Annotated in this window: 25 protein-coding genes, 3 tRNA genes and 2 pseudogenes; 16 read left to right on the top strand and 14 right to left on the bottom strand. The window is 48.5% G+C overall.

Going from position 1 to position 26,744, the window contains the following annotated elements:
- Positions 1–272: 272 nt before the first annotated feature.
- From BN102_RS00970 to BN102_RS00935, 8 genes and pseudogenes are all read left to right on the top strand, one after another.
- A pseudogene (locus BN102_RS00970) lies at positions 273–455 on the top strand (xylose isomerase); the annotation flags it as partial.
- Positions 456–525: 70 nt separating this feature from the next.
- Positions 526–1,971 carry an MFS transporter gene (locus BN102_RS00965; RefSeq protein ID WP_019207176.1) on the top strand — a complete coding sequence of 482 codons (1,446 nt, stop codon included), beginning with the start codon at positions 526–528 and terminating at the stop codon, positions 1,969–1,971.
- A 14-nt stretch (positions 1,972–1,985) separates the two neighbouring features.
- A complete protein-coding gene (uxaC, locus tag BN102_RS00960; RefSeq protein ID WP_036787047.1) occupies positions 1,986–3,389 on the top strand; it encodes a glucuronate isomerase in 1,404 nt (467 codons plus the stop codon).
- 5 nt (positions 3,390–3,394) lie between these two features.
- The gene (gene uxuA / locus BN102_RS00955) at positions 3,395–4,594 is read left to right on the top strand and encodes a mannonate dehydratase (protein ID WP_019207174.1); all 1,200 of its coding nucleotides are present in this window, start codon (positions 3,395–3,397) and stop codon (positions 4,592–4,594) included.
- A gap of 33 nt (positions 4,595–4,627) precedes the next feature.
- Entirely contained in the window at positions 4,628–5,440 is an 813-nt protein-coding gene (locus tag BN102_RS00950; RefSeq protein ID WP_019207173.1) for an SDR family oxidoreductase, read from the top strand.
- 27 nt (positions 5,441–5,467) lie between these two features.
- On the top strand, positions 5,468–6,490 hold the full coding sequence (locus BN102_RS00945) for a sugar kinase (RefSeq protein ID WP_019207172.1): 1,023 nt from the start codon (positions 5,468–5,470) through the stop codon (positions 6,488–6,490).
- A 12-nt stretch (positions 6,491–6,502) separates the two neighbouring features.
- Entirely contained in the window at positions 6,503–7,174 is a 672-nt protein-coding gene (locus BN102_RS00940) for a bifunctional 4-hydroxy-2-oxoglutarate aldolase/2-dehydro-3-deoxy-phosphogluconate aldolase (protein WP_019207171.1), read from the top strand.
- Between the two features lie 2 nt (positions 7,175–7,176).
- A complete protein-coding gene (locus tag BN102_RS00935) occupies positions 7,177–7,695 on the top strand; it encodes a GNAT family N-acetyltransferase (protein ID WP_019207170.1) in 519 nt (172 codons plus the stop codon).
- A gap of 331 nt (positions 7,696–8,026) precedes the next feature.
- Here the strand turns inward: BN102_RS00935 and BN102_RS00930 are convergent, their stop codons facing one another.
- Together BN102_RS00930 and BN102_RS00925 are read right to left on the bottom strand one after the other, a co-directional pair.
- Positions 8,027–9,730, bottom strand: a complete 1,704-nt coding sequence (locus tag BN102_RS00930; RefSeq protein ID WP_019207169.1) for a S41 family peptidase — start codon at positions 9,728–9,730, stop codon at positions 8,027–8,029.
- 84 nt (positions 9,731–9,814) lie between these two features.
- Complete coding sequence (locus tag BN102_RS00925; RefSeq protein ID WP_019207168.1) at positions 9,815–10,000, bottom strand: hypothetical protein; 186 nt, start codon at positions 9,998–10,000, stop codon at positions 9,815–9,817.
- Positions 10,001–10,078: 78 nt separating this feature from the next.
- Here BN102_RS00925 and BN102_RS00920 point away from each other — a divergent pair.
- The 3 genes from BN102_RS00920 (at position 10,079) to BN102_RS00910 (ending at position 10,912) form a co-directional block, all read left to right on the top strand.
- Positions 10,079–10,152: transfer RNA gene (locus BN102_RS00920), tRNA-Asn, on the top strand.
- 17 nt (positions 10,153–10,169) lie between these two features.
- A tRNA-Asn gene (locus BN102_RS00915) sits at positions 10,170–10,243 on the top strand.
- Between the two features lie 48 nt (positions 10,244–10,291).
- Positions 10,292–10,912, top strand: a complete 621-nt coding sequence (locus BN102_RS00910) for a LolA-like putative outer membrane lipoprotein chaperone (RefSeq protein ID WP_019207167.1) — start codon at positions 10,292–10,294, stop codon at positions 10,910–10,912.
- Positions 10,913–10,972: 60 nt separating this feature from the next.
- On the opposite strand, the gene BN102_RS00905 is transcribed toward BN102_RS00910, so the two are convergent.
- The gene (locus BN102_RS00905) at positions 10,973–11,752 is read right to left on the bottom strand and encodes a 3-keto-disaccharide hydrolase (RefSeq protein WP_019207166.1); all 780 of its coding nucleotides are present in this window, start codon (positions 11,750–11,752) and stop codon (positions 10,973–10,975) included.
- 196 nt (positions 11,753–11,948) lie between these two features.
- Positions 11,949–12,434, bottom strand: coding sequence for a DUF3836 domain-containing protein (locus BN102_RS00900; RefSeq protein WP_083867160.1), 486 nt, complete (start codon positions 12,432–12,434; stop codon positions 11,949–11,951).
- Positions 12,435–12,844: 410 nt separating this feature from the next.
- On the opposite strand from BN102_RS00900, the gene eno reads away from it, so the two are divergent.
- Positions 12,845–14,152 carry a phosphopyruvate hydratase gene (gene eno, locus BN102_RS00895; RefSeq protein WP_019207163.1) on the top strand — a complete coding sequence of 436 codons (1,308 nt, stop codon included), beginning with the start codon at positions 12,845–12,847 and terminating at the stop codon, positions 14,150–14,152.
- Between the two features lie 203 nt (positions 14,153–14,355).
- Positions 14,356–14,691, top strand: a pseudogene (locus tag BN102_RS00890) (NAD(P)-dependent oxidoreductase); the annotation flags it as partial.
- A gap of 137 nt (positions 14,692–14,828) precedes the next feature.
- On the opposite strand, the gene BN102_RS00885 reads toward BN102_RS00890, so the two are convergent.
- The 10 genes from BN102_RS00885 to prmC all read right to left on the bottom strand — a co-directional run bounded on the left by BN102_RS00885 (position 14,829) and on the right by prmC (position 23,095).
- Positions 14,829–16,085 carry a pepsin/retropepsin-like aspartic protease family protein gene (locus tag BN102_RS00885; protein ID WP_019207161.1) on the bottom strand — a complete coding sequence of 419 codons (1,257 nt, stop codon included), beginning with the start codon at positions 16,083–16,085 and terminating at the stop codon, positions 14,829–14,831.
- 24 nt (positions 16,086–16,109) lie between these two features.
- Entirely contained in the window at positions 16,110–17,384 is a 1,275-nt protein-coding gene (locus tag BN102_RS00880) for a DUF5694 domain-containing protein (protein WP_019207160.1), read from the bottom strand.
- 293 nt (positions 17,385–17,677) lie between these two features.
- Positions 17,678–18,118: an HU family DNA-binding protein gene (locus BN102_RS00875; protein ID WP_019207159.1), complete on the bottom strand. Its 441-nt coding sequence runs from the start codon at positions 18,116–18,118 to the stop codon at positions 17,678–17,680.
- 204 nt (positions 18,119–18,322) lie between these two features.
- Positions 18,323–18,407, bottom strand: a tRNA-Leu gene (locus tag BN102_RS00870).
- Positions 18,408–18,589: 182 nt separating this feature from the next.
- Positions 18,590–19,930 (bottom strand): argininosuccinate lyase, encoded by a 1,341-nt coding sequence (gene argH, locus BN102_RS00860; RefSeq protein WP_035456481.1) that lies wholly within the window; start codon positions 19,928–19,930, stop codon positions 18,590–18,592.
- Positions 19,931–19,942: 12 nt separating this feature from the next.
- Positions 19,943–20,371 (bottom strand): SRPBCC family protein, encoded by a 429-nt coding sequence (locus tag BN102_RS00855; protein ID WP_019207157.1) that lies wholly within the window; start codon positions 20,369–20,371, stop codon positions 19,943–19,945.
- Positions 20,372–20,380: 9 nt separating this feature from the next.
- Positions 20,381–21,019: an orotate phosphoribosyltransferase gene (gene pyrE, locus BN102_RS00850; protein WP_019207156.1), complete on the bottom strand. Its 639-nt coding sequence runs from the start codon at positions 21,017–21,019 to the stop codon at positions 20,381–20,383.
- An 84-nt stretch (positions 21,020–21,103) separates the two neighbouring features.
- Positions 21,104–21,799, bottom strand: coding sequence for a ComF family protein (locus tag BN102_RS00845; RefSeq protein WP_019207155.1), 696 nt, complete (start codon positions 21,797–21,799; stop codon positions 21,104–21,106).
- A complete protein-coding gene (locus BN102_RS00840) occupies positions 21,780–22,262 on the bottom strand; it encodes a regulatory protein RecX (protein WP_019207154.1) in 483 nt (160 codons plus the stop codon). Before BN102_RS00840 ends, BN102_RS00845 begins: the two co-directional genes overlap by 20 nt.
- Entirely contained in the window at positions 22,259–23,095 is an 837-nt protein-coding gene (prmC, locus tag BN102_RS00835; RefSeq protein ID WP_019207153.1) for a peptide chain release factor N(5)-glutamine methyltransferase, read from the bottom strand. The genes BN102_RS00840 and prmC overlap by 4 nt, the downstream gene beginning before the upstream one ends.
- A 44-nt stretch (positions 23,096–23,139) precedes the next feature.
- On the opposite strand from prmC, the gene ribD reads away from it, so the two are divergent.
- The 3 genes from ribD to BN102_RS00820 all read left to right on the top strand — a co-directional run bounded on the left by ribD (position 23,140) and on the right by BN102_RS00820 (position 26,735).
- Positions 23,140–24,216 carry a bifunctional diaminohydroxyphosphoribosylaminopyrimidine deaminase/5-amino-6-(5-phosphoribosylamino)uracil reductase RibD gene (gene ribD, locus BN102_RS00830; protein ID WP_019207152.1) on the top strand — a complete coding sequence of 359 codons (1,077 nt, stop codon included), beginning with the start codon at positions 23,140–23,142 and terminating at the stop codon, positions 24,214–24,216.
- Between the two features lie 399 nt (positions 24,217–24,615).
- Entirely contained in the window at positions 24,616–25,998 is a 1,383-nt protein-coding gene (bamI, locus tag BN102_RS00825) for a BamI family beta-barrel-assembly machinery protein (protein ID WP_036786884.1), read from the top strand.
- A gap of 5 nt (positions 25,999–26,003) precedes the next feature.
- Positions 26,004–26,735: an isoprenyl transferase gene (locus tag BN102_RS00820; RefSeq protein WP_019207150.1), complete on the top strand. Its 732-nt coding sequence runs from the start codon at positions 26,004–26,006 to the stop codon at positions 26,733–26,735.
- The last annotated feature ends 9 nt before the right edge of the window (positions 26,736–26,744 follow it).

The following is a 26,744-nucleotide window of genomic DNA, read 5'->3' as shown; positions in this document are numbered from 1 at the left end:
CCTCTCATAACTTTTTCCTTCTCCTCTTTTGAACGACGACAGCCGTTAAAAACTATTTTCTTGGCTCGGGCAAGCGGTGTTTTTAAGGCAATCCGTTCTGGCGGATTTTTATTTTGACGCACCTTAGCTTGATTATGATCGCTGCGTGGTCGAAAAAACGAATGGGTAAAAAGCTTGTAAAACACGCAATTTTAAGAATAAAAAGCGGAATATTACGACAATAAGTAAAAAACAAAACGTATTTTTGTGACTAAATAGCAAAAAGGCGAATTATGGGGGCGAAAGAGCTTTTTCCGACGATAGGGAAAATCGGATTCGAAAAGAAGACAAGCAAGAATCTGATGCCGTTTCATTATTGCTATGAAGCGGACAAAGTCACCTTAGGAAAACCGATGAAGGATTGGTTGAAATTTGCAATGGCTTGGTGGCACACCTTAGAACAGGCGGGCGACAAGAACTCTACGGACGTAGGGTGTGCCTGTACTGCTGACAACTGCATGCCATCATGAAAAAAAATCGGATACCATGGAAACGCTGAAGCAGGAAAGTAAGATGACGAACTACCGATGGGTGATTTGCAGTATGTTGTTCTTGGCTACGACCATTAACTATCTCGACCGCCAAGTTTTATCACTGACATGCAATGAGTTTATCAAACCCGAATTTCATTGGAGCGATACCGATTATGGCAATATTACGTCGATATTTGCCATCGTCTATGCTTTTGCGCAGCTTTTTGCAGGGCGAATCGTCGACAGATTGGGAACTAAAAAAGCATACGCCGTAGCCATTGCCGTTTGGTCGTTCGGCGCATGTATTCATGCGCTCTGCGGGATAGCGACAGAGGCTTACGTAGGAGCTTCGTCCCGGTTGGAACTGCTTCAAGCCACAGGCGAGGCCGCCGTCATGATATCTACTTTCAGTACGTATGCTTTTATCGTTGCGCGATGTGTTTTAGCCATCGGTGAAGGAGGGAACTTCCCCTCGGCGATCAAAGCTACAGCCGAATATTTCCCGAAGAAAGATCGGGCGTATGCAACTGCCATTTTCAATTCCGGGTCTTCGATCGGAGCCTTGATCGCCCCTCTTACCATTCCCGTGTTGGCTGCTCGTTACGGCTGGGAAATGGCTTTTCTGATTGTCGGTCTCCTGGGGTTCGTTTGGATGGCAATCTGGCTCTTCGTCTATAAAAAACCGGATGAAAATCCACATGTCAATGCCGTAGAACTTGCCTACGTGGAACAAGATAAAGTAAATGATGCGACATTCGAACAGAAGGTACAGGATGACGTTCCCCACCAGAAAGTTTCTATTCTCCACTTCTTTAGATTTCGTCAGACATGGGCTTTTGCCTTGGGAAGATTTTTAACGGACGGGGTATGGTGGTTCTTCTTATTCTGGATTCCTCCTTATCTTCAAACGCAGTTTGGAATCAAGGCTTCGGATCCTCTCGGCATGATCTTGATCTTTATGCTCTATCTCATTACCATGCTTTCTGTTTTCGGGGGTAAACTGCCTACTATCTTCATGAATCGTACGGGGAAAGATCCTTATTCTTGCCGTATGAAAGCCATGCTGATCTATGCGTTCATCCCCTTGCTCGTGCTGCTCGCCCAACCGTTAGGACAAATATCTCCCTGGCTTCCGGTAATCTGTATAGGTTTGGGGGCGGCAGCCCACCAGTCCTGGTCGGCCAACATGTATACCGTCGGGACGGACATGTTCCCCAAACATGCTTCCGCAACGATTACGGGTATATGCGGTATGGCTGCAGGGCTTAGTTCTTTTATTTTCCAACAGGTTGCAGGACGTTTGTTCGACTATGCCGAGGCGACCGATCTCCTATTCTTTGGATTCCGAGGGAAGCCAGCAGGCTATTTCATCATTTTCTGTATTTGTGCTGTGGCCTATTTGGTAGGTTGGATGGTGATGAAAAGTTTAGTACCGAAGTATAAATTAGTCGTTATTTGATCAGTATGAATCACATAAAACCTTTCATGGACGAGAATTTCCTCCTTCGGACAGACACGGCCCGCATGCTTTTTCACGAACATGCCCAATCGATGCCCATCGTCGATTATCATTGCCATCTTGTACCGAAGATGATTGCGGACGATTATCGATTCCGTTCCATTACGGAACTCTGGTTGGGCGGTGACCATTATAAATGGAGGGCAGAACGCGCCAACGGCATAGAAGAGCGCTATATCACCGGCAATGCGAGCGACTGGGAGAAATTCGAGAAATGGGCGGCGACCGTTCCTTATACATTGCGTAACCCCTTATACCATTGGACGCACTTGGAGCTTAAAACAGCCTTCGGCATTACGGAACCCTTGAATCCGTCTTCGGCCAGACGCATTTACGAGCATTGCAACGAGCAATTGGCGACGGAAGCGTTTTCCGCTCGCGGACTGATGCGGCATTACCAGGTAGAAACGGTCTGCACCACCGACGATCCCGTCGATTCGTTGAAATATCACCGGGCGATCAGAGAGTGTGGCTTCGAGATCGGAGTGTTGCCGACATGGCGTCCCGACAAGGCGATGGCTGTGGGCGATGGCAAAGCCTATCGCGAATACATGGAAAAGTTGTCGGAAGCGAGCGGCATGACGATTTCCGCTTATCCGGATTTGCTCGAGGCCTTGCGTCGTCGCCAGGATTTTTTCGCTTCCCAAGGATGCAAGTTGGCCGATCATGGAATCAGCTATTTCCCATGGACGGAATGCTCGGAACGGGAAGCGGATGGCTTGTTTCGAAAGGTCCTTGACGGTGAAGAATTAGCCAAGGACGAGATCGATAAATTGCAAACGGCCTTATTGCTCGATTTCGCCAGAATGAATGCGGAAAGAGGATGGACGCAACAGTTCCATTACGGTGCCCAACGCAACAATAATACCGCTATGTTCAAAAAACTCGGTCCCGATGCCGGTTACGATTCGATCGGAACTTATAATTGCTCCGAAGCGATGGCACGTTTCTTAGACCGATTGAATAGCGAAGAGAGATTGGCGAAGACCATCCTCTACAATTTGAATCCGTCGGACAATGCAATGGTCGCCACAATGACAGGCAATTTCCAGGACGGTTCCGTCCCGGGTAAGATTCAATTCGGTTCGGGATGGTGGTTTAACGATCAAATCGACGGAATGAAAAAACAAATGAACGACTTGTCGCTGCTGGGATTGCTGAGCCGCTTCGTCGGTATGCTTACCGATTCGCGCTCCTTTCTCTCTTATTCTCGACACGAATACTTCCGGCGCGTATTGTGCAACCTGCTCGGCGACGATGTGGAAAACGGATTGATTCCGGAGAGCGAATTGCCGCGGGTATGCCGGATGGTGGAAGACATCAGTTACTATAATGCAAAGAATTATTTTAATTTTTAATCGATATGGAAAAAACGTGGAGATGGTTCGGTCCGAACGACAAAATAACCTTGGCGATGCTCCGGCAAATAGGTGTGGAGGGTATCGTGACAGCCTTGCATCATATTCCTAACGGAGAGGTATGGAGCTACGAAGAAGTGATGAAGATGAAGCATTTTATCGAAGCTGGCGGATTGCGCTGGTCGGTGGTAGAGAGTTTACCGGTCAGCGAATCGATTAAATACGGAGGGCGGGACCGCGACGAGTTGATAGAAAACTACATCGTCAGTCTGACCAACTTAGGGAAGGCCGGCGTTCGCACCATCTGCTACAACTTCATGCCGGTACTGGATTGGGCGCGTACGGATTTGGCGCATCCCAATCCGAACGGAACTACCAATCTTTACTTCAGTCATGCTGAATTTGCTTATTTCGACATTTGTATTCTGAAGCGCGAAGGAGCAGAGAAGAGTTGGAGCAAAGAAATTCTTGAGGAAGTGGAGAAATTAAAGAAGACTATGACTCCGGAAGACGACCATCAATTGGTAGAAAATATTATCGTCAAGACGCAAGGCTTCGTCAGTGGCAATATCAAAGAAGACGATCGCCATCCGGTCGAATTATTCCGCCGGTTATTGGATTTGTACAAAGGTATTACACGGGATCGATTGCGCGAGAACATGCGTTATTTCTTAGCCGCCATTATGCCTACTTGCAGTAAGTACGATATGTACATGTGTGTGCATCCGGACGATCCCCCCTTCCAAATTTTAGGACTCCCGCGTATCGTTACCTGCGATGACGACATCGACTGGTTCCTGAAAGCAGTCGATGATCCGCATAACGGACTGACGTTCTGTGCCGGAAGTCTGTCGGCCAGAGCACAGAACGATGTGGTCGAATTAGCTCGTAAGTACGCCGAGAGGACGTGGTTCGTGCATTTGCGTTCTTGCCACGTCTTCCCCAACGGAGATTTCACCGAAGCATCGCATTTGGGTGGACGGGCCGACATTATCGAACTGGTTCGAATATTCGAAAAGGCGAATCCGCATCTCCCCATGCGAGTGGATCACGGAATGACCATGTTGGGCGATGCGGAAAGGGGATATAATGCTGGATACAGTTTCTTGGGAAGGATGTTCGCTATGGGGCAGGTACAAGGCATCCTCGCCACCGTAGATAGAGAACTGGGCATGACATACAGACAACCGGGATTTTACGATTGATCATCAGCGTATATCACTTAAAAATATAACATCATGAACGATTTATTCAATATTACAGACAGGGTCGTCGTCATTACCGGCGGATGCGGAATCTTAGGTACTACGATCGGTAAGTATCTCGCCGAAAACGGAGCTGTTATCATCATGCTTGACCGTGACTCGGGAGAAGGCGCCAAACGCGTTCGAGCTGTGGAAGATGCCGGCGGTAAAGCCGATTTTTTCGTAACGGATGTGTTGAATGCGGAAATAGTAGAAAGGAATGTCGCAGAAATCATCGCGAAATACGGAAGAGTAGATGCACTTTTAAATGCGGCCGGCGGAAACATGAAAGGGGCTACCATCGGGCCGGATCAGACTATTTTCGATTTGGAACCCGAAGACTTCCAAAAAGTATTAAATCTGAATCTGACCGGTACTGTGATCCCCTCTCAGGCTTTCTTAAAGCCGATGGTCGAACGGCAGAAAGGCTGCATCGTCAACTTCTCTTCGATGGCGGCATTCCGTCCCTTAACGCGTGTCTGCGGCTATGCGGCCGCCAAAGCTGGCATTTCTAATTTTACCGCATATTTGGCTGCGGAATGTGCCAAGAAATTCGGCGACGGCATTCGTGTGAATGCTATTGCTCCGGGATTCTTTATTACCAATCAGAATCGTGCACTGTTGACTAACCCCGACGGTTCTTTGACTCCGAGAGGACAAGATGTGATTCGTCAGACTCCGTTCGGTAGAATGGGAGAACCGGAGGAACTCTGCGGAACGATTCACTATCTGATCAGCGATGCGGCGAAATTCGTGACCGGAACGGTGGCGGTGGTCGATGGCGGATTCAATGTTTTTGCCATGTAACGATTATAAACGCAATGATAAAAAGCTATGAGTAAAATTGTCACGTTGGGTGAAATCATGCTGCGGTTATCGACACCGGGAAATATGCGTTTCGTCCAGACCGACAGCTTCGATGCGGTATACGGCGGCGGAGAAGCGAATGTTGCCGTCAGCTGTGCCCATTACGGGCACGACGCCTATTTTGTAACCAAGTTGCCGAAGCACGAGATCGGGCAAGCGGCGGTGAACTCTTTGCGACGTTTTGGCGTTCATACGGATTATATCCGCCGGGGAGGAGACCGGGTCGGCATTTATTATTTGGAATCGGGGGCGGCCATGCGTCCGAGTAAAGTGATCTACGACCGGGCACATTCCGCCATGGCGGAGGCCGATCCGTCGGATTTCGATTTCGACTCGATCATGGAGGGGGCCGATTGGTTCCATTGGTCGGGTATTACTCCTGCTATCTCCGACAAAGCGGCGGAACTGACCCGTTTAGCCTGCGAAGCGGCCAAACGACAGGGGGTAAAGGTGTCCGTCGATTTGAATTTCCGTAAGAAGCTGTGGACGACGGAAAAAGCGCAGGCCGTGATGCGGCCGCTGATGAAGCATGTAGATGTGTGCATCGGCAACGAGGAAGATGCGCAGTTGTGCTTAGGCTTCAAACCCCATGCCGACGTAACCCGAGGCCGGACCGACGCGGAAGGCTATAAAGACATCTTCAAAGCGATGGCGGAGGAGTTCGGATTCGACTACGTGATCTCCACCCTCCGGGAATCGTTCTCTGCGAGCCATAACGGCTGGAAGGCCATGAGCTATGACGGAAAAGAGTATTACGTATCCAAGCGATACGACATAGTGCCGATCGTCGACCGGGTGGGCGGCGGCGATTCGTTTTCGGGAGGTATCATTCACGGACTGCTGACCCTGCCTACGCCGGGGGAAGCTTTGGAGTTCGCTGTGGCGGCATCGGCCTTGAAACATACTGTTCCTGGCGATTTCAACATGGTTTCCGCCGAAGAGGTGGAGGCCTTGGTGAAAGGAGACGCCAGCGGTCGAGTACAACGTTAATAAGAAAGGATAATGGCAAAGTTCGATAAGTTAGCCGTGATGAACAAAATCGGTTCGACCGGCATGGTTCCTGTCTTTTACAATCAGGATGCAGCAATCGTAAAGAAAGTGGTAAAGGCATGTTACGACGGTGGTGTGAGGGCTTTCGAGTTCACCAATCGGGGCGACTTCGCACACGAGGTGTTCGCAGAGGTGGTCCGGTTCGCAGAGGAAGCTTGCCCGGAACTGGCCCTAGGAGTCGGAACGGCGGTAGATCCTGCCACAGCCTCGCTCTATATTCAGCAGGGCGCATGCTTTGTCGTAAGTCCGCTGTTCAATCCCGACGTAGCAAAGGTCTGCAATCGTCGGCTCATTCCCTACTCCCCCGGATGCGGCTCCGTTTCCGAAATCGGCTTCGCACAAGAGGCGGGGTGCGATCTGACGAAGGTGTTTCCCGGCGATGTTTACGGCGTCCGTTTCGTACAGGATCTGATGGCGCCGCTGCCGTGGAGCAAGATCATGGTGACGGGTGGAGTCGAACCGACGCAGGAAAACCTCTCTGCCTGGATAAAGGCCGGCGCTTTTTGCGTAGGCATGGGCTCGAAACTCTTCCCCAAGGAAGTGATAAAGGCGGGCGACTGGCAGACGATCGCCGACCGGTGCCGAGAGGCGTTGGACTATATCGACGAAGCGAGGAAGGCATAAGGATGAAAGCGCCGATCGGCATACGGGAAGCGGAGCCGAAGGATCTCCTCGCCCTCATGCAGCTTTTCGAATACGCCAGACGATTCATGGAATCGACGGGAAACCCGCATCAGTGGGTCGACGGCTATCCGCAGAGGGCGTTGATGGAGAAGGAAATCGCGGCGGGGCATTGTTTCGTTTGCCTTGACGGGCGAGGAAGAATCGTCGGGACCTTTTGCTTCATCGTGGGCGACGATCCCACCTACGCCCTGATCGAAAACGGGCATTGGTTGAACGAGGAGCCTTACGGAACCATTCACCGACTGGCATCCGACGGAACGGTAAGGGGAGTCGGCGACGCGTGCATCGCCTGGTGCCTGGAACGGATGCCGAATCTCCGCGCGGATACGCACGAGGATAATCGAGTGATGCAAAACCTGCTGAGGAAGAACGGTTTCAAAACGTGCGGCACGATTTATACACATAACGGAACCCCTCGATTGGCTTTCCAGTTAGAAAAAACAAATCCTGTTCCGATATAAATCCCGTTCTGATGCTGCCGATCCGCTCGACGGGACCTAAAATTCGTTTTAGGCGTAATCGATCCGCTCGACGGGACCTAAAATTCGTTTTAGGCGTAATCGATCCGCTCGGCGGGACCTAAAATCCGTTTTAGGCGTAATCGATCCGCTCGGCGGGACCTAAAATCCGTTTTAGGCGTAATCGATCCGCTCGGCGGGACCTAAAATTCGTTTTAGACGTAATCGATCCGCTCGGCGGGATCTAAAATCCGTTTTAGGCGTAATCGATCCGCTCGGCGGGACCTAAAATCCGTTTTAGACGTAATCGATCCGCTCGGCGATTTTTCGATCGTTATTCCAAAGCGGTGCCTTTGCTCAGCAGCTTCGCATATGCAGCTTTATTTTTTAAAACCTCGATCGCTTTGTTCAGATCGGGATCATCTTTTAACTGTTCGACGATGCTGCCTTTCAAATAAAAATAGCGTTTCACCGCTTCGGCCGCAATCGCTCCTCGTATATCCTTTTCGAAATGATCCAGATCCCGATCCAGGTTGTGCGTGAGTTTCTTTTCTAAAGCGGCGAACTCTTCGGAAGCGTCGTTCAGATATCCTTCGAACTTGGCGATCTCCTTCAGGTTCTTCAGCACGGCATCGCTTTGGCGGTCGTAGGTGAACTTCCGCTCTTTGACGAATTGCTTGAAATCGGCGTAATCCTCTTCCGTAATTTTAAAATCGGAGAGAGAGGATACCGCAGGATGTTTCTGCACGTACCGCGTGGCATAGTCGAAGATCACGAAGTCATTGATCAAGTAAAACAGGATGTTAGGCAACTGTTCTCCCTTGACTTCGATGTCGGGGCGGATGCCGCCACCGTCGCGCACTTCTCTTCCGGCCGCCGTATGGAATACGTTTGTCAGGCTGTCGGGTACGCGGGCAATGCTGCCGTCCACATTTCGTTTGGAGTAGTCGATGGCCTGAATACACCGTCCGCTCGGGATGTAGTATTTGGAAGTCGTTATCTTTACGCTGCTGTTATAAGGCAACGGGCGTACCGTCTGCACCAATCCCTTGCCGAAGGTGCGATTCCCGATGATCACAGCCCGGTCGAGGTCTTGCAAGGCTCCGGAAAAGATTTCGGAAGCCGATGCGGTCTCTTCGTTCACCAGCACGGCTAAAGGCATGTCCAGGTCCAGCGGATCGCTTTCCGTCCGGTATGTTTGCATGGCCTGTTTCAGCTTTCCTTTGGTGACGACGATTTCTTGGTTCTTCGGCACGAAGAAATTCACCGTGCTGACCGCCTCGTTCAACAGTCCGCCCGTGTTGCCGCGTACGTCGAAGACCAGCGCTCGGGCTCCCTGTCGCTTTAACTCGATCAACGCTTTCTTGACTTCTTTCGAACAATTCTCCACGGCGAAGGTCGCCATATTGATGTAACCGATGCTGTCCGTCACCATCGCATAATAAGGCACCGGACTCGTCTTGATGGTCTGGCGGGTGATTTTGAATTCTTTTATTTCTCCTTTTCCGTCGAGTGTAGGACGTTCCACCCTGACCATGCAGACCGTGCCCGGCTCGCCGCGCAGGCTTTTGCTTACCTTATTGAGGTATTCCTGCGGGCTGTCTTTGCCCCGGCGCATTTCTTTCCCGTCGACGGTCATGATTAAATCGCCCGCTCTTAATCCGGATTTGGCCGCCGGCGAGTCTTCGTTCGGTTCGGAGACGACCACCCGATCCCTCGCCTTATAATACCGAATGTAGGATCCGATACCGCCGAACTTGCCCGTAGTCATTTCTTTGATGGTATTATCGTCTTCCGGATAATATTCCGTATACGGATCGGTCTGCATGAACATGCCTTCGATGCCGTCCCGGATAACCTTCTTCGGATCGATGGTATCGACGTAAAACATATCCAACTCCCGGTACGCTGCATTGAAAATATCCAAATTCTTTATTATCTGGAAACTTCGGTCGTCGCCTCGGTTAAAGCTGAGCATGCCGACTCCCATTATGCCTATGCAGGCTGCAATCGTCACTTTCTTCCTATTCCGTTTCATCTTAATTTTTCTCTATCGTGAGTTTGCAAAGTAACAACTTATTCTTTTTACGAATGCATCAAGCGTGCTATAATTAACTTTATTTCATCCAATTTCCACGGCGGAAAGTTCGTCCCTACTACCTAGATCACTTTTTATTGTCAGATAGTTGTTCTCGTCGATGAGTGGCATGCTGCCTTTCGACAGATTCGGGACTTCCGACAGCGAGTCGTCCGGCAGCGTCGCCAGCATGTCTGCCAGCGCATTTTCTATTCCAACAATTTTATCCATTCCCCGATTTTTTCTACAAAGATATTGTTTATTTCGAAAATAGCTGTTATCTTTGCCCCGCATTTGTAAGCGTATCATTCTTCTTTAGCTCAGTTGGTTAGAGCATCTGACTGTTAATCAGAGGGTCCTTGGTTCAAGTCCAAGAAGAAGAGCTGAGATGCGCAAATATTCTTCTTTAGCTCAGTTGGTTAGAGCATCTGACTGTTAATCAGAGGGTCCTTGGTTCAAGTCCAAGAAGAAGAGCGGCGGGGTTTGTTCTATGAGCGAACCTCTTCTTTCATAAGAACTCGAATGATATCGAATATACGAATAATCTCTGCCCTCTCGTTCCTGCTCGTTTGTTTACCGGCCGTTTCACAAAAGGAAGAACGGGCCAGGCAAATCATCTTGAAATCACTCGATCTTATCCAAACGCCGAGCGGTATCCAATTGGATTATCGTGCTCATTGCACACGCCTCTTTACCAAAGACGGCACGTTGACGATGAAAGGCAAGATGTTCCGTCGACAATCCAAACGTACGATAGAATGGTATAACGGCTCGAATCATTGGTCGTTGAACCGTGCTTCGCAAAAGCTGAAGCTGAATATGCCCAGCGAATACGGTAACGACAAGGACATCGGCGTATACCTGCAGCAAGTGCGGACAGACTACGATTTTACCGTGAAAGAGACCCGAGAAGGGTATTTAGTGAGTCTTAAGGCTAAAAAGAACGCGCGAGTCGATATCAAAAATGCCGTCGCCTTGATCGATCGTACCACTTACGAGCCTATACGGCTGAAGATGAGATGGGGTATCTTCTGGGTCACTGTGGATATAAAACATATCAAGAAGGTTTGTTACCCCGATTCGTATTACGAATTCGACCCGCGCCAATACCCGAACGTAAAAGTCATTGTGAAGAAGAGATAAGAGCTTGTCCATAGATAAGGTTCGCCAGCGGCGAACCTGTCCTGTTTTTCTATCATTCGGTTACATCTTGCGGATCCATATATTGCGGAAACTGATCGGTTCGCTCGGATCGCCGTGCATTTGCAGCCGGATCGGCCCGTTACCATGAGGTTTCACGCGAGGGAATCCGATGTACTGTGTCGTTCCCAGAATCTCCGTATTGTTTTGCAGTACGACGTTGTTGTGGATGACCGTCACGCGCGGGCGGTAGAGATAGGTGCCGTCTTCTTTGAATACGGGAGCGGTGTAGATAATGTCGTACACATTCCATTCCCCTGGCTTGCGCATGGCGTTTACCAAAGGAGGAGTCTGTTTATAGACAGAGCCTACCATGCCGTTGACGTAAGTTTCATTGCGATAGTTATCCAAAATCTGAATTTCATACAACCCCTGCATGTATACGCCGCTATTACCGCGTGCCTGGCTTTCACCTTGGATGGTCGGCGGTACGCACCATTCGAGGTGCAACTGATAGCTGCCGAACTTCTCCTTTGTTTGAATGTCGCCGGAATCTTTTCCTTTGACCACGGTTACTACTCCATCGTGTACCTTCCATGTCGGGGCGCCGCCCTTGAGGTTTTCCCATTTCGACAAATCCTTGCCGTCGAACAGTACGATGGCATCGGAAGGGGCCGTATTCGTTCGAATATCGCCCGGCGTAACCACTTGGGGTTGAGGAGTCCAATATTCCGACATTCCCGGTCGCATCGCTTCCTGTTCCGGATACTTCTTTTCCTGCGCATGAGCTGTGTATGCCGTAGCTATCGCAGCCAAACTTAATAAAACTGCTTTTTCCATCATTTCAATATTTAATATGAATCGATTCCTGGATTTGACTCAGCGCTTTTGTAAGCGCTGGGTAAAGATAGAAATTTATCTGTCAGTTTGTACCTTTTCTTTCCGAAAAAATAAATATCGGAAGGAAAATAAAAACAGAGACTTCTTGACGAAGCCTCCGTTTTTACACTTAACTTTAAGAGAAATTTATGATATCGCATCATAGTCGTAAACTGTTTATTCCTGCATAAAGCGTAGCGCTTTGATATACCAGGGCAGGATTGCCGGAAGCGGTAAAGCTGTGAGCTTTCTCGTTCCATTCGTAATTTTGTATGGAAACGACGTGATTTCGTATTCCACGGTATTCTGCTTTCTGGGCAGGGATGTACCGCTTCTTATGTTCGTTCCATGTAAGGAATTCGATGGCATATCCGTCGGGTGTATACGAGAATACGTATTTGAAACGACGTTCCCATCTTTTGGCCGAAGTGTTCCATCGCTCCGTTTCTCTGCTGATCAATCGGTTTTCTTCATCGTAAGCGCTTCGCGTTCTCGCTTTGTTTACGAGGTAATTTCCTTCTTGTCGATAAGTTACCGTTGTCGAAATCCGATCTTTTTCCGTCTTCGTATGATGATAATACGGAAGGTTATCGACAACATGCATCGATACCGATAAAACTGTTGCTGCTAAAGATAAAAGTACCATAGTCGTTATAATTAAATTATTATTTTGATTTCTGTTTATTAGACACGTCTGCCAAGTGGAATATTACACGAAAATGTCTTAAACTATTTTTTATTTCCGTTCGGCAGATAAGAAACAACTACCGTGCCACGTTCTTTAGTTCGCTAAAAATCAGTTCTATATGGAAATCTCGATTAAAACGAGCTGTCCAATTTTTATATGCAACCGTCCATTTATTAGACAGATTCAAGTAGAGCATACGAGTAAATTCTCCATGTTCACTTAAAAAACAACGAGTAAAATATGAAGCAAAAGTTATTGGATATAAGGAAAAAAAACGCGAAATTTGCAGGCGATTGGAAAGGCTCTTTACGAATAGTCTTTGATCAGGCAAAAAACTTAATAAATACCATCATTTAAATTTTTCGATTATGAAAATAGAAAAGATTGTGGCTCGTGAGATTATCGACTCTCGTGGCAATCCTACCGTGGAGGTCGACGTTACTTTGGAAAATGGCGTATTAGGTCGCGCAGCCGTTCCTTCCGGTGCTTCTACCGGCGAAAACGAAGCCCTTGAACTTCGTGACGGCGACAAGAACCGTTTCGGAGGAAAAGGCGTTTTGAAAGCTGTTGAAAACGTAAACAAGGTGATCGCTCCTGCGTTGAAAGGCGAATGCGTATTCGGTCAGCGCGCGATCGATAAAAAGATGCTTGCCTTAGACGGTACGCCTACCAAGAGCAAATTGGGCGCCAACGCCATCCTCGGCGTATCGTTGGCTGTCGCCAAAGCTGCTGCCAGCGCCTTGAACATACCTTTATACCGGTACATCGGCGGTACCAATCCCTACGTCCTCCCCGTTCCGATGATGAATATCATCAACGGTGGGGCTCATTCCGACGCACCGATCGCTTTCCAGGAATTCATGATTCGTCCGGTCGGCGCTTCTTCCGAAAAAGAGGCTATCCGTATGGGGGCAGAAGTGTTCCACGCTTTGCAGAAAGTACTGAAAGGCCGCGGATTAAGTACGGCCGTAGGCGATGAGGGTGGTTTCGCTCCTTCCCTAAACGGCATCGACGACGCTCTCGATTGCATCGTTAAAGCGATCGAGGCCGCCGGTTATGTTCCGGGCAAAGACATTAAAATCGCTATGGACTGCGCCGCTTCCGAATTCGCTTACAAGGAAGGCGATAAATTCTTCTACGATTACAAGCAACTGAAGGATGGCAAACAGAAAGATCCTAACGGCAAGCGCCTTTCTACAGAAGAGCAGATCGCTTATTTGGAAGAATTGATCACTAAATATCCTATCGATTCTATCGAAGACGGTCTGAGCGAAGAGGACTGGGCAGGTTGGGTTAAACTGACCACTGCTATCGGGCATCGCTGCCAGCTCGTGGGCGACGACCTGTTCGTTACAAACGTCAAGTACTTACAGAAAGGCATCGAAATGGGCGCCGGCAATTCCATCCTCATCAAAGTGAACCAAATCGGATCTCTGACAGAGACGTTGGATGCCATCGAAATGGCTCATCGGCACGGTTATACGACGGTTACTTCTCACCGCTCGGGTGAAACGGAGGACACCACCATCGCCGACATCGCAGTGGCTACCAACTCTGGACAGATCAAGACTGGTTCCATGAGCCGTACGGATCGCATTGCCAAGTACAACCAATTGATCCGTATCGAGGAAGAACTGGGCGATACGGCCGCTTACGGTTACAAGAAACTGAAATAGTCCACATTCCCGAATACTCGAAAGAAGCTGTCTCTGCACTTGTAGGGACAGCTTTTTTATCATTCCTGCAGCCGACTGCCGATTTTTATTTCGGCACTTTCTTAACGAACATCGTTTTTCGTATTAACTTTGCATCGATGAGTATTAATCTTAAAGAGGAAAAGAAGATGAAAAAGGTAGTTTTGATCGGTGCGACAGGATTTGTCGGCAGTGCCGGCACCCTATTCTGCGCTCCGGGTTTGAGAGTGGTCGATTCGGGGGCTATTCCCGACGAGATTATGGGAGGCGTCCGACCGTTGGGCGATTTCTACTTGAATACGTTGACCAAAGAGGATGCCGTCGACTGGGTGTTCTTCTCACCTGCCGGCACATTTGATGCCGAAGGCAAACGGACCGGCAAATTCCGCTTGGGAAAAGATGATTTGATCGTCGACGCCGAGGGGAACAGTCACATCTCTGTCCAGGATTATGCTATGGCGATGGTAGATGAATTAGAGCGCGCACAGCACCATCACGAACGCTTTACCATCGGTTATTAATGCCGCTCGTCGACGGGGCAGTAGGCGGTATTTGGGTTATTGTAAAAAAGTTGACCGGCGAGTGTAAGATTGCGCATAATTTATAAGACTTCTCTTTTTGTCAGGAAAAAATCCGTGTGCAGGAATTATGCGGGTTGCTATTTTATCAGCAATAGTTCTTTGCGCTCGTAGCTCAGCAAAGTCGGCCGTTTCGAGAGGAATTCGTATCCCAAAAGGCCGTCGATTTTTACTTCTTTATCCTTATTCAGGTGGGCGATGTCGTTGAATACGAAATGAGTGTTTTTATACGCAGTCGTTCCCGCATGGAATTTCTTCAAGAGGGCACTGGTCACTTTTTTCTTGCCTTTCGAAGCGCCGCTCAAACTCTTTGACGATATTTTCCGCAAGAGGTTTTTCATCTCGGGGAAGAGGTTTACGTCCAGCAGATTCATACCGGCTCCGCAATCGATGCCCATCTTGTAGTCACGGTCTCCTATCCGAATCTGCATGATGGGAATATGCCCCCGCCATTCGAGCGGAACGGTCTCGAGGAGATGCCCGGCAAGTTTTTCTTTCCGGTAGGTTGCGAAATAGGCGGGTTTGATCAGCGTAACGAGGTTTTGGGCGTAATCGTACAGCACGTCGTATTTACTCAGGAAATCGTGCCCGATGAGTCCGTAAATCTGTCGGCCGTCGAGTTCCAAGTGCGAAATGTCGTGCGTCAGCATCTCTTGCCCATCCACGCGAATACCGTAGAAATCGATGCTCGTTTTGACAAGGTTCGTTCCTGACAAACTCTCGTCGTGAACCCCTTTGGCGGTACTTAAAACGGTTTTCTCCTGGCCGGCATCGGTCGTGTTTTCGATGTATTTCGAATTGATGATAGTGAATCCCGATCCGCTATCCAGTATGAAGTCTCTCTCCTGGCCGTTGACGGAAGCCTTGACGATAATCAGATCTTTCATTCTTGTAAACGGAATTTCGATTATGTGGCTCGGATTGTATACGATTTTGGAAGGGTCTATCTTGGCGGTTTTTATCGCGACTTTCAACAGTTCCAGCCTTTTTATCTGATTGTTTTCGTCGAACTCGAACAGCGCCTGTTTCTTTCCGTGTTTTTCATATTCGACCTCGTAGTTCAACGTTAAACCGACATCCGCGCTTGCTTCCGTCAGGTTGAAACCTTTGATGTTTCCCAGATTGTGAACCAGCTGCTCCAGCACCTTTTCCGCTATGGGCGAGGCTTGACCTGCGATTTTGAATTCCTCCGACAGATAAGGTTTTATCTGACTCATGTTCTGACTGCTGACGGCCTCGAAAACGATGCCGGCGATGCGTTCGCATTCGGCCCTGTCCTGTGCAAAAGCCGTCATCGTGAAGGCGGCTGTCAAGATCGATAATAAGATACGTTTCATGATAGATGCTTTTTTCTGTTACTATTAATTGGTTTTACCTGCATAGGGTTCGTTTTCGAAGTTTTTATAGATTCCTTTGGCAAAGTGCTCGTTCAGGTTCAGTTCCTTACACGTGTTTTTACATTCTCTGTAGGCCTTTACGGCCTGTTCTCGCTGCCCGACCATGTCGTAGCAAAACCCTAAATTGCGCCAGTAGAAGGTCTTGACGAACCATTGGCTTTCTTTCGGAATTTCGTTCAACCGGTGGGCGATGCGTTTGGCTATTCCGATAGCGTCGGAATAATCTTTTTGCAGGAATTTGATCCAGGATTGCTCGAATTGCAGGGATACCGATCGAGGATGCCGTTTCTCCCATTCCTCGACGATGGGCAGCGCTTTTTCGATATTCTCCGCCGGTATGAGGGTAGGGTCTTCGTCCATCCCCATGCCGTGGATCAAAGGGACTAACGCTTCGCCGTACATCGCGTCCACGGCGGAAGAATCCGCGGCATCGTAGTAGCCTCGCGCTAACCCTTTCTCTATGAACGCCGTCATATTTTCGGTTTGCGGCGTTTCTTTCAGCGGCAATATGTCCTCTAAATGAACGAGTTTTATTCCTTTCTGCTTGGATAGGGCGATATCGAAATAATATTTGTGCTCGGCGCCTGTGAGGACGATCACCCGCTTCCCTCGATTTTCGGCTATCGCCTGATTGATCAGCTCCATCATCCGGGCATTGCGCTGCTCGGAATGCAGGTTCATGCATCCGTCCCCGTATACATCGACGGCAATGGTGTACATTTCCCGAATGTAATCGTTGTAATCTTTGCCGTTGAAGAAGCGGTAGTCCATCCGGTTGTTTTTCCAAATGCTGTCCATGGAGCCGTATTTTTTTATAAATGTCTGCATGACGGCATTCGCATTCACTAACGAATCCGCTGTCTTTTCTTTCCGTTTATAGTCGGCTGTTTGCATATATTCCCTTCGTTGGGCTCGTGCATCGGAGGAAGTATCCCACCAGTCGATCGGATAGACTTTTAGGTGATGGTCGAGACCGTAAATGGAGGCGATCATCATTTCGGTCAGATAGGATCGTTTTCGAAAGTAGGAGGGCGGTATTTCCACGCAAACGGCATCGGGGGCATAGGTCCCCAGGATGTTCACAAGGTCTTGATCCGAGTAGTTGGGATTGCTTTCGTGACCTTCGTGGATGGTGCCCACTACCAGGACTTCCGTTTTTCTCTGAGCTCTTCCTTCGTCTGCAAACAGGAATCCTGCTGCTAACAACAGGGGAAAGATCTTGAGGAGTGGTTTGTTCATGGTGTTTTTCTGTATGGTTTGTCGATCTGTTGTCTTTACACTTTATGTCGAGTCCTCGGTTCTTTGTCATTTGTCTACGGTGGTATTTTCAATTCCCTCCTGTTTCTCTTCAAATTGTCTGCGCAGCGAATTCAAATTGTCTGCGCAGGGAATTCAAATTGTCTTAGGAGACAATTTTTACCCTCTCAGATGCGCTGATTATCAGTGTATTATGAGGGTCGCTCGGGGCGCTTTGAAAATGGTATTTCCGACGTGCGGAAACGCTGTTTCTCCGCACGCCGGAATGCACTTTTTTAAGGCGTTGCGGTGCCTCCGCCGCCGTTTCCCGTGGCGTTCACGATGTCTTCCTGCAGTGCGAAGTTCAGGTTGTGCACGTCGAGTGCATCGCGCATGGCGGTACTTTTGGTAAACTGTACGTTCACTTGTTTGATGAGCCTTGCGCCCTGCATTCTGGCTTCGGCTGCCGTGGGCATGCCCTGGGCTCTCAGGGTGAGGCGGAACGAGCCGAGATCGCCGAAACGGACACTGTTGCCGTTTTCCAATGCATCGATCACTTCATACTGCAAAGCGTCCAATACGGCTTTCACATCGGCGCTGGATACGGTAGAACGTTTTTCCACGCGCTTTACGATCTGCGCCAGCGTCATCGGTGTGCTCGGCGCGATTTGCGGATAGTACTTCACTTCTTCTTTTTTCTGCGGATTTTTCTTCGCTTGAATAACGTACTTAATCATGTTTTTTATTTTAAAGGTTAGTAGTATGGCAAAGATATGTTTTTTTATTTATAACGACAACATAAAGTGTTAATTTTCTGTTAGACAATGCGATTTTTTATCTCTTCGGAGCAGGAAACGGAATGGAGATAGCGACTTCTCGAAGCGCATCTCCCGTTCGAACGGAACATACTTCGAGATCGGACGATTCGGAGATGTGGGATGTACTCGAAGCGGGACTTGAACCCGCACAGGCGCAATGCCCAAGGGATTTTAAGTCCCTCGTGTCTACCGATTTCACCATTCGAGCATCCTCTACGGGAAGAGCGGAAAACGAGACTCGAACTCGCACTCCCGCTCTTAGACAGGGTGGTGTTCTACTCGCTGAGCTGTTTCCGCAGCGGTTTGGACGGGGACAAAGATAAAACCTTTTTGTAGGATCAGCAACATTTTGCGGTCAATTTTTTAAGGAATGTACGCTGCGGTCCGTATTCAGCGGGTCAGGAGATTTTGCTCCGCTTCTTCTATCTTGGCAAAGCCGAAGCCGTCTGTCACCTGCCGCATCAATGCGGTAATTCGGTCGTTGCATAAATTGCCGATACTGCCTTCGTGGGTATGACGGACTTCTTTCCTCGGCACGAACTTTCCCTTCGCTATGTCCTGTCCCACTTTCCGGTACGCATCGCGAAAAGGCATTCCTTCCAAGGTCAGGCGGTTCACTTCTTCCACACTGAACAGGTTGTCGTACCGTTCGTCTTCCAAGATACGGCGGTTTATCTCCGTACGTTCCACGATGTAGGCGGTCATGTCCAAACAGTCTTCCAACTCTTCGAAGATCGGCAAAAAGACTTCCTTTATAATCTGTAGGTCGCGGAAGTAGCCCGAAGGCAAATTGTTTGCGATCATCATAATCTGTGAAGGTACAGCCTGTATCTTATTGCATCTGGCGCGGATGAGCTCAAAGACGTCCGGATTTTTTTTGTGCGGCATAATGCTGGAACCTGTCGTACACTCGTCCGGCAGTTTTACAAAGCCGAAATTCTGGCTGCTGAACAGGCATGCGTCGAAGGCCAATTTGGATAATGTTCCGGCCACGGAGGCCAAGGCAAAAGCGACGTTACGCTCCATCTTCCCTCGCCCCATCTGGGCGTACACCACATTATAGTTCATCGAATCGAATCCGAGCAGGCGGGTGGTCATCGTTCTGTCCAACGGAAACGAGGAACCGTAACCCGCCGCAGAGCCCAACGGGTTGCGATTGGTAATCCTGAATGCGGCTTGCAGGAGCGTCATATCGTCGACCAAACTTTCGGCATAAGCGCCGAACCAGAGACCGAATGACGACGGCATGGCCACTTGCAGGTGCGTGTAACCGGGCATCAACACATCCTTATAAGCATCGCTTTGCCTGATGAGGACGTGAAAAAGGATTTCGACTTTTCGGGCGATCTGTTTGAGGTGAGCGCGCGTAAAGAGTTTCAAGTCGAGCAGCACCTGATCGTTCCGAGAACGCCCGCTATGGATTTTCTTTCCGACATCTCCCAGTTTCCGGGTCAGCATCAGTTCCACCTGCGAATGCACGTCTTCCACGCCTTCTTCTATGAGGAATTCTCCTTTTTCGGCGGAAGCATAAATTTGTTTCAATTCGGCTGACAACATCGCCCACTCGTCGGTTTTCAACAGTCCGATTTGTTCTAACATGGTGATGTGAGCCATCGAGCCCAATACGTCGTACGTGGCCAGATAGAGATCCAGTTCCCGGTCTTTGCCGACCGTAAACGTGTCAATCTTACCGTCGACCCTTCCGTTCTTTTCCCAAAGTTTCGTCGTCATCACGTTCATTGACTAATATGGCATTACGGCCAGGAAGTCGGCCAACTTTTCTACGCCTTCCTGCAAGGGTTTTTTCATCACCGATTTCATGAATACATTCACTTCTGCGCGGATCGTCAGTTTCATCTTGGCCTGTTCGTCGGTTTCATGAGGGAGAATCTGGATCCACATCTTCAACGGGACAGGCGTATTTACTCCCTCGAATTTAATGCATTTGTTCGGATCTCGTTCCACGATACGCAACGTAAGGTCGAATCCCTGTATTCTCACCGTGATGGAATCCCGATCGAGAGAAAGGGTTTCCACCTGGTTTTGCAACTTGTCTTTCATCGCTTTCCATCTGTCGTGCAGATCGTTCAGGCGGGTCGGGTCGGATAATTTGCCGTATACTCGTTCCTGACTGAAAGGCATATATTTCACACTGCTTTCGTACTGAACCATCTTCGCGTATCATTTAGCTATGTCCCAATGTGCGGGATCTTTACGCCAGGCATTCAATACGGGAATATCTTCCTCGTCGATATAATCGGTCTTCAATGCTTCTTCCAGGACAGCCTCGTAATTGGTCAACGTAATCAGGGTTACCTTGGCGGCCTTGAATGCTTCGAGGGAAACGGGGAACCCGTAGGTAAACGAAGCGACCATCCCTATGACTTCGCAGCCGTTGTTACGGATCGCCTCTACCGCTTTCAGACTACTGCCGCCGGTGGAGATGAGATCTTCGATCACTACCACTTTCATCCCCGGACGGAGTTCGCCTTCTATCAAATTTTCCAATCCGTGATCCTTGGGAGTAGCGCGCACGTAAACGAAGGGTAAGTTGAGTTCGTCGGCCACCAACGCTCCCTGCGGGATGGCGCCTGTGGCCACGCCGGCAATGGCATCGACCTGCCCGAAACGTTCCAGAATGATCCGGCTGATTTCAAGTTTTACAAAATTACGCAGAGAAGGATAAGAAAGCGTCTTACGGTTATCGCAATAAAAAGGTGATTTCCACCCCGAAGCCCACGTAAACGGATTGGCCGGCTGCAACTTAATGGCCTTAATTCTCAATAATTTCTCTGCAAACAGTTTCTCTAACGTTTTCATAAGTAAATAGCTAAATATGCTGTGCAAAATTAAAGAAATCCATCGGAATAATAAAATCTGCGATAGAGTATTTTTATCTGTTCGTCAATCGTGGCCGGCCAATGCCAACGTTAAAATGCTGATGCGCAATCCCTCGATCCCTTTCATGGCATCGGCCGTGGCCACCAATGTGGCACCGGTGGTCAGCACATCGTCTACTAACAAGATATGTTTGCCTTTTAGCATTTCCGGGTCGGAACATTGAAATAGTCCCTGCATGTTTTCGAAACGTGCTATCCTCGTCTTGTGGGTCTGCGTACTCGAATAGGAACTACGGCTCAGCAGGTGTGTAACGAGCGGGATCTCTGTCACGTCCGAGATTCCTTTGGCGAGCCATTCGCTCTGATTATATCCGCGTTCTTTTTCTCTTTTCGGATGCAGCGGCACAGGCAGGATGTAATCGATGTGCCGAAAGAATCCGGAGGGGAGGATTTCTTTAGCCATGCATCGTCCTAACAGGTTGCCGATTTCTTTATTGCCGTAATATTTGAGTTCATAGAGAATGGGGCGTACGTCTCCTCCTTTGGTGTAATAGAGGAAGGCTGACGCTTTTTGAACGGGTATCTTTCCCCAAAAGTTTTTCTCTACTTCATTGTCGATTTGCAGGTGCATATTGGTTCGAGGCAAACCTTTCAGACAATGCAGGCAAAGATATTCTTCGGTTTGCAGCAAAGGTTTCCCGCAAACTACGCAACATTTGGGGAAGAACAAGTTCCATAAGCTATTCCAGAGAGTCTTCATCGGTCGGTTGTTTTAGTACGCGAAGAATTTCATTCATTTCATATCCTTTGCCGAGCGCCAATCTAATCAGTTTTCCGTTTTGTTCGTAGGCCGTTTTCCCTTTTACGGTCTTTCTTTTCCGTTGCAGGAGTGCCTTCAACGTTTGTCGGTATTCCCGTTCGTCGATTTCGTTCAGTCCCGCGTCGATCGGTTCGTTCGGGATTCCCTTTTGTCTCAAAGCCATGGCGATCTTCAGTCTTCCCCAACCGTTGAACCGGTATTTATCGCGGACGAAAGCCTGGGCATATCGCTTTTCGTCGAGGTATCGCTCTTCGAGCAAATGGGACAGAATGCGCTCCATCGCTTCGGGAGATGCGCCCCACTGTATCAGCTTCGATGTTACGTCCGAGAGGCAGCGTTCTGCAGCAGCGCAATAAATTTCCGCCTTGTTCCGCATTATTTCTTCCGTATCTGTGCTTGTCATAGTGAAGCCTTTACCATACGCTCGTTTCCGTCCGAATCTTTTTTCAATGCTATCCGGCCGTATCCTTTGTTCGCCAATAGATTCGTCACTTCCCGTCCGAATCTTTGATTAATTTCGAGATAGAGTTTCCCGTTCGGTCGCAACATTCGCCTGCCCCATAAGGCTATTTTCCGGTAGAAGAGCAAGGGATCTTCGTCCGGAACAAACAACGCGATATCCGGTTCCCACGCCGAGACGTTCTTTCCCATCGAAGCCTTTTCCTCTTGTGCGATGTAGGGAGGGTTACTGACTATGATATCCGTCTCCTGCTCCATAGAAACTGTTCGCAGCACATCCCGCTGTTCAAAAATGATCTGAACGCCATTCCGTTCCGCATTCTGTCGGGCTGTGTCCAATGCCTGCGCCGATATGTCCCATGCCTTTACCTCAGCATGATTCAAGTGCTTTGCCAATGCAATCGCAATGCACCCGCTTCCCGTACCGATATCCAACACCCGCAAACCTGTCTTCGGATTTTCTGTAATGATCCAGTCTACCAACTCGGCCGTTTCGGGGCGAGGGATAAGCACCGACTTATCGACTTTGAACGTCATCCCGTAAAAACATTCCGTACCTAATATGTACTGCAGAGGTTCGTATTTTATTAGCCGTTGCAGAATATTGTCCAATTCTTTCTGCTCGTTCGCCGAAAATCTTCTAACTTTGCCTCCGTACAGCTGCACCGTCGTAAAACCGAAATGCTGCACGAGCAACCATTTGGCCATGCACAAGGCTTCGGAATCGTCGTAGATTTCGCGAAGGGTCTGCCGGATGTACGCGATGAGAGGATGCATGCGTTCGATTTGTACGACAAAAGTAAGCAATTTAGCCGAAGGATATGACAAAAGATGAAAAATATATGTCGCGCTGCCTCGAATTGGCAAACAACGGACGTTGCACCGCTCCGCCCAATCCGACGGTCGGCGCCGTAATCGTCTATCGAGATCGAATTATCGGAGAAGGTTATCATATTCGTTGCGGACAAGCTCACGCCGAAGTCAATGCCATTCGTTCCGTGAAAAAGGAAGATCGGAGCTTGTTAAGGGAAGCTGTCATTTACGTCACCTTGGAGCCGTGCTCTCATTGCGGAAGAACACCGCCTTGCGCCGATCTGATTATCGAGACGGGCATCTCCCGAGTGGTCATCGGTTGTACGGATCCCTTTCCGGCGGTATGCGGAAAAGGCATCCGAAAATTGAGGGATGCGGGGATCGATGTAACGGTAGGCGTATTGGAACAAGAATGCCGCCGACAGATAGACCGATTCGCTACGTTCCATATCCGAAGACGACCGTATGTACTGCTGAAATGGGCGGAATCCGTTGACGGATTCATCGGCAAAGAATGCCATGACCGAAAGCCGATCGTGCTCTCTTCCGAACTGACTCAAATGGTAGCCCATAAACGAAGGGCGGAATATGCGGCGATTTTGGTAGGAAGAGAAACCGCATGGATAGACAACCCGTCGCTGACCACCAGATATTGGTTCGGAAAAAATCCCGTTCGATTGGTTATCGACAAAGACCTGACGCTGCCTGCCGATTATCGACTGTTCGACGGAAAAGCTCCTACCGTTGTATTTACGACAAAATCGACTTTACCAATCCTTCCCCGTACGAAATTCGTCACCCTGAACTTTTCCGAAGACATCCTGCCGCAAATCATGAAATTCCTTTATCAGGAAGGGTTACAGTCGTTGATGGTAGAAGGGGGAAGAATCTTGCTTCAGTCATTCATTCGTGCCGATTTATGGGACGAAGCTTTCGTGGAAGAATGTCCTGTCAAGTTGAAAAACGGCGTACCCGCTCCGGATTTACCCCGAACTGCTTTGGAAGAAAATCTACCGTTCTTGGGCAGGAATATCAAGCATTACCGGAATACCCCCGCCGTTTGTACCCGAAATGTCTCCGTTTAGGTTCCGAACCCCGTCGTTTAGGTTAAATATATATCCGTTTACGTGGAGGGACGTAAACGTTGACGTTCCGAACGTCAACGGATAGGTTGGAGAACGTAAATTTTTAGGTTCCCGACCTCACCGTTTAGGTTGTCGGACGTCGACATTTAGGTTAGGGGACGTAAACGGAGGTATCCGGAACCTCATCGTTTAGGTTGAGGAACGTATCCGAATAAGTTGTCAGACGTCGAATTTAAAAATATTCCATCCCGCCCTCTTTCCTTATTCCGATGGATCGCGACTTTCCAAGTAGCAAAAAGCACGAATTTATCTATAATTTTTATAAAACTTAATTCAAAAGTACGATAGAGAAAAAAAACTTTTTACTTTTGCAACTTGTAACCAAAGATTCATTTACAAATGAAATTAAAGTTTTTATCGGTTTTTACAAGTCTTTGCATAATGGCTGTTACATTCTCATCGTGCTTGCACGGCGACGAAGGGGATCATGAATATCCTTCGGATGCCAGTATTACCGCTTTCTCTATCGGTAATATAAAGACGAGATACACTAAAAAAATCAATGGCAAAGATTCTGTGTTGACAGCTACCGTAATCGGTAAAAACTATCCTTTCGTCATCGACCAGCTATCGCACCTGATTTACAATCTCGATTCGCTTCCTTACGGTACCAGTGTAAGCAGAGTCGTCACGTCCATCACTTCCGACACTAACTATATCGTATATACCAAAAACGACAAGGATACGGTCTGGACTTCAACAGATTCCATCAACTTCGAAAGTCCCGTCATGTTCAAAGTGGCGGCTTATAACGGAACGTACGGGACTCCTTATCGAGTCTCCGTCAATGTACACCAAGTAAATCCGGAACAGATGGTCTGGTCTCGGTTGGCAAGTAATTTCCCCGGCAACGAGATCAACGCTCAGAAAGCCGTTTTGTTCAACCATAGAATCTATGTATTCGCAGAGAAAGACAAGCAGGTCGAAGTTACTTCTACTTCCGTTTCAGACGGATTGAGTTGGACCAACTTGCAGGCTGTCGGTATTCCCGAAAAGGCGGATTACCACTCGGCGATGGCTTGGGGAAATAAATTATATCTGGTTGCCGAGGGAAATTTATACGCCTCTCCCGACGGTTCGACATGGAACGCTGTAGGGACGGCCCCTGCCCTGAGCCAGCTCGTGGCTAATTATGATGCTTCGGACGATCGTAAATTAATGGTGGCTATCGATCGAGCGGGGACGACATTTGTAGAAAGTAAAGACGGTTCGACATGGAATGAGACGACATCCATCCCCGACGACTTCCCGAAAGAAGGACTCTCGTATACGAGCTATCCCCTGCAAACGAACAAAAACATTCGACGAATGATCGTCATGGGAAAAAATACCGATAAGAATTATACGGTCACTTGGTCGAGATTAAGTACGGAATCGACATGGGGCGACAATATTCCGAATCATAAAGATTATTGCCCACGCCTTGAAAATATGGGAATGATCTATTACAACGACAGTATATATGCTTTCGGAGGAAACGGCGTGAAAGATACGCTTCAAATTGCGGCGTTCAACAATTTCTACGTCTCGAAGAATCAAGGCATCGACTGGAAAGTCGTCAAAGAAAACGTCTGCTTCCCAAACGAATTCAATGCTTTCTATGCTGCGGCGAATGGAAATTATTCTTATGCCGTCGATCCCAACAATTACTTGTGGATCATGTGGAGCAACAGGCAGGATATTTGGCGAGGACGAATAAATAGATTAGGATTTCAAAAATAAGATAGATGTCTTATCGAGAAAAGATAAATATGGAGCGCATCCCTGTCCATGTGGCCATCATTATGGACGGTAACGGGCGGTGGGCCAAACAGCGGGGACAAATTCGCAGCTTCGGGCACCAAGTCGGTGCCCAAACCGTTCATGCCATTGCCTCGGAAGCAGCACGACTGGGGATTGAGTTCCTTACGTTATATACCTTTTCGGCAGAAAACTGGAATCGCCCGACAGAGGAAGTATCTGCGTTGATGTCGTTATTGATGAACTCCATCGAAGAAGAAACATTCATGAAGAACAACATCCGTTTTAGAATTATCGGCGAGGTAGAGAAATTGCCAAAAGATGTGCTGGAACGCTTGAATCGATGTGTCGGACACACCCGCTCCAATACGGGGATGTGCTTGGTTTTAGCGCTCAGCTATTCTTCCAAATGGGAAATCGCCGAAGTGACGAAACAAATTGCAAAAGAAGCTGTCGAGGGGACGTTGAACCCTGATAAAATTACGGAAGAGACCATTTCTTCCCATCTTAACACGAACTTCATGCCCGATCCGGACCTGTTGATTCGCACAGGTGGCGAAATTCGGTTGAGTAACTTCCTGCTTTGGCAATGCGCTTATACGGAATTTTACTTTTGCGATACTTTTTGGCCGGACTTTAACGAAGAAGAGCTTTGCAAGGCGATTTACGATTACCAGCAAAGAGAACGACGTTTTGGAAAAACAAGTGAACAAATATAAAGATTTATA

Origin of the sequence: Phocaeicola abscessus CCUG 55929 (assembly GCF_000312445.1) — a bacterium.
Lineage (GTDB): Bacteria > Bacteroidota > Bacteroidia > Bacteroidales > Bacteroidaceae > Phocaeicola > Phocaeicola abscessus.
This window is presented reverse-complemented; position numbering and strand designations above follow the sequence as displayed.

Bases quoted from the DNA above. Each gene is read 5' to 3' on its own strand.
- BN102_RS00885 (WP_019207161.1), bottom strand. From the start codon at position 16,085: ATGAAACGTATCTTATTATCGATCTTGACAGCCGCCTTCACGATGACG.
- BN102_RS00845 (WP_019207155.1), bottom strand. From the start codon at position 21,799: ATGAAGACTCTCTGGAATAGCTTATGGAACTTGTTCTTCCCCAAATGT.
- BN102_RS00950 (WP_019207173.1), top strand. From the start codon at position 4,628: ATGAACGATTTATTCAATATTACAGACAGGGTCGTCGTCATTACCGGC.
- uxuA (WP_019207174.1), top strand. From the start codon at position 3,395: ATGGAAAAAACGTGGAGATGGTTCGGTCCGAACGACAAAATAACCTTG.
- ribD (WP_019207152.1), top strand. From the start codon at position 23,140: ATGACAAAAGATGAAAAATATATGTCGCGCTGCCTCGAATTGGCAAAC.
- BN102_RS00855 (WP_019207157.1), bottom strand. From the start codon at position 20,371: ATGGTTCAGTACGAAAGCAGTGTGAAATATATGCCTTTCAGTCAGGAA.
- BN102_RS00940 (WP_019207171.1), top strand. From the start codon at position 6,503: ATGGCAAAGTTCGATAAGTTAGCCGTGATGAACAAAATCGGTTCGACC.
- eno (WP_019207163.1), top strand. From the start codon at position 12,845: ATGAAAATAGAAAAGATTGTGGCTCGTGAGATTATCGACTCTCGTGGC.
- BN102_RS00925 (WP_019207168.1), bottom strand. From the start codon at position 10,000: ATGGATAAAATTGTTGGAATAGAAAATGCGCTGGCAGACATGCTGGCG.
- BN102_RS00910 (WP_019207167.1), top strand. From the start codon at position 10,292: ATGATATCGAATATACGAATAATCTCTGCCCTCTCGTTCCTGCTCGTT.
- prmC (WP_019207153.1), bottom strand. From the start codon at position 23,095: ATGCATCCTCTCATCGCGTACATCCGGCAGACCCTTCGCGAAATCTAC.
- BN102_RS00900 (WP_083867160.1), bottom strand. From the start codon at position 12,434: ATGGTACTTTTATCTTTAGCAGCAACAGTTTTATCGGTATCGATGCAT.
- BN102_RS00945 (WP_019207172.1), top strand. From the start codon at position 5,468: ATGAGTAAAATTGTCACGTTGGGTGAAATCATGCTGCGGTTATCGACA.
- BN102_RS00965 (WP_019207176.1), top strand. From the start codon at position 526: ATGGAAACGCTGAAGCAGGAAAGTAAGATGACGAACTACCGATGGGTG.
- bamI (WP_036786884.1), top strand. From the start codon at position 24,616: ATGAAATTAAAGTTTTTATCGGTTTTTACAAGTCTTTGCATAATGGCT.
- BN102_RS00880 (WP_019207160.1), bottom strand. From the start codon at position 17,384: ATGAACAAACCACTCCTCAAGATCTTTCCCCTGTTGTTAGCAGCAGGA.
- BN102_RS00930 (WP_019207169.1), bottom strand. From the start codon at position 9,730: ATGAAACGGAATAGGAAGAAAGTGACGATTGCAGCCTGCATAGGCATA.
- pyrE (WP_019207156.1), bottom strand. From the start codon at position 21,019: ATGAAAACGTTAGAGAAACTGTTTGCAGAGAAATTATTGAGAATTAAG.
- BN102_RS00840 (WP_019207154.1), bottom strand. From the start codon at position 22,262: ATGACAAGCACAGATACGGAAGAAATAATGCGGAACAAGGCGGAAATT.
- BN102_RS00905 (WP_019207166.1), bottom strand. From the start codon at position 11,752: ATGATGGAAAAAGCAGTTTTATTAAGTTTGGCTGCGATAGCTACGGCA.
- BN102_RS00935 (WP_019207170.1), top strand. From the start codon at position 7,177: ATGAAAGCGCCGATCGGCATACGGGAAGCGGAGCCGAAGGATCTCCTC.
- argH (WP_035456481.1), bottom strand. From the start codon at position 19,930: ATGACGACGAAACTTTGGGAAAAGAACGGAAGGGTCGACGGTAAGATT.
- BN102_RS00875 (WP_019207159.1), bottom strand. From the start codon at position 18,118: ATGATTAAGTACGTTATTCAAGCGAAGAAAAATCCGCAGAAAAAAGAA.
- BN102_RS00820 (WP_019207150.1), top strand. From the start codon at position 26,004: ATGTCTTATCGAGAAAAGATAAATATGGAGCGCATCCCTGTCCATGTG.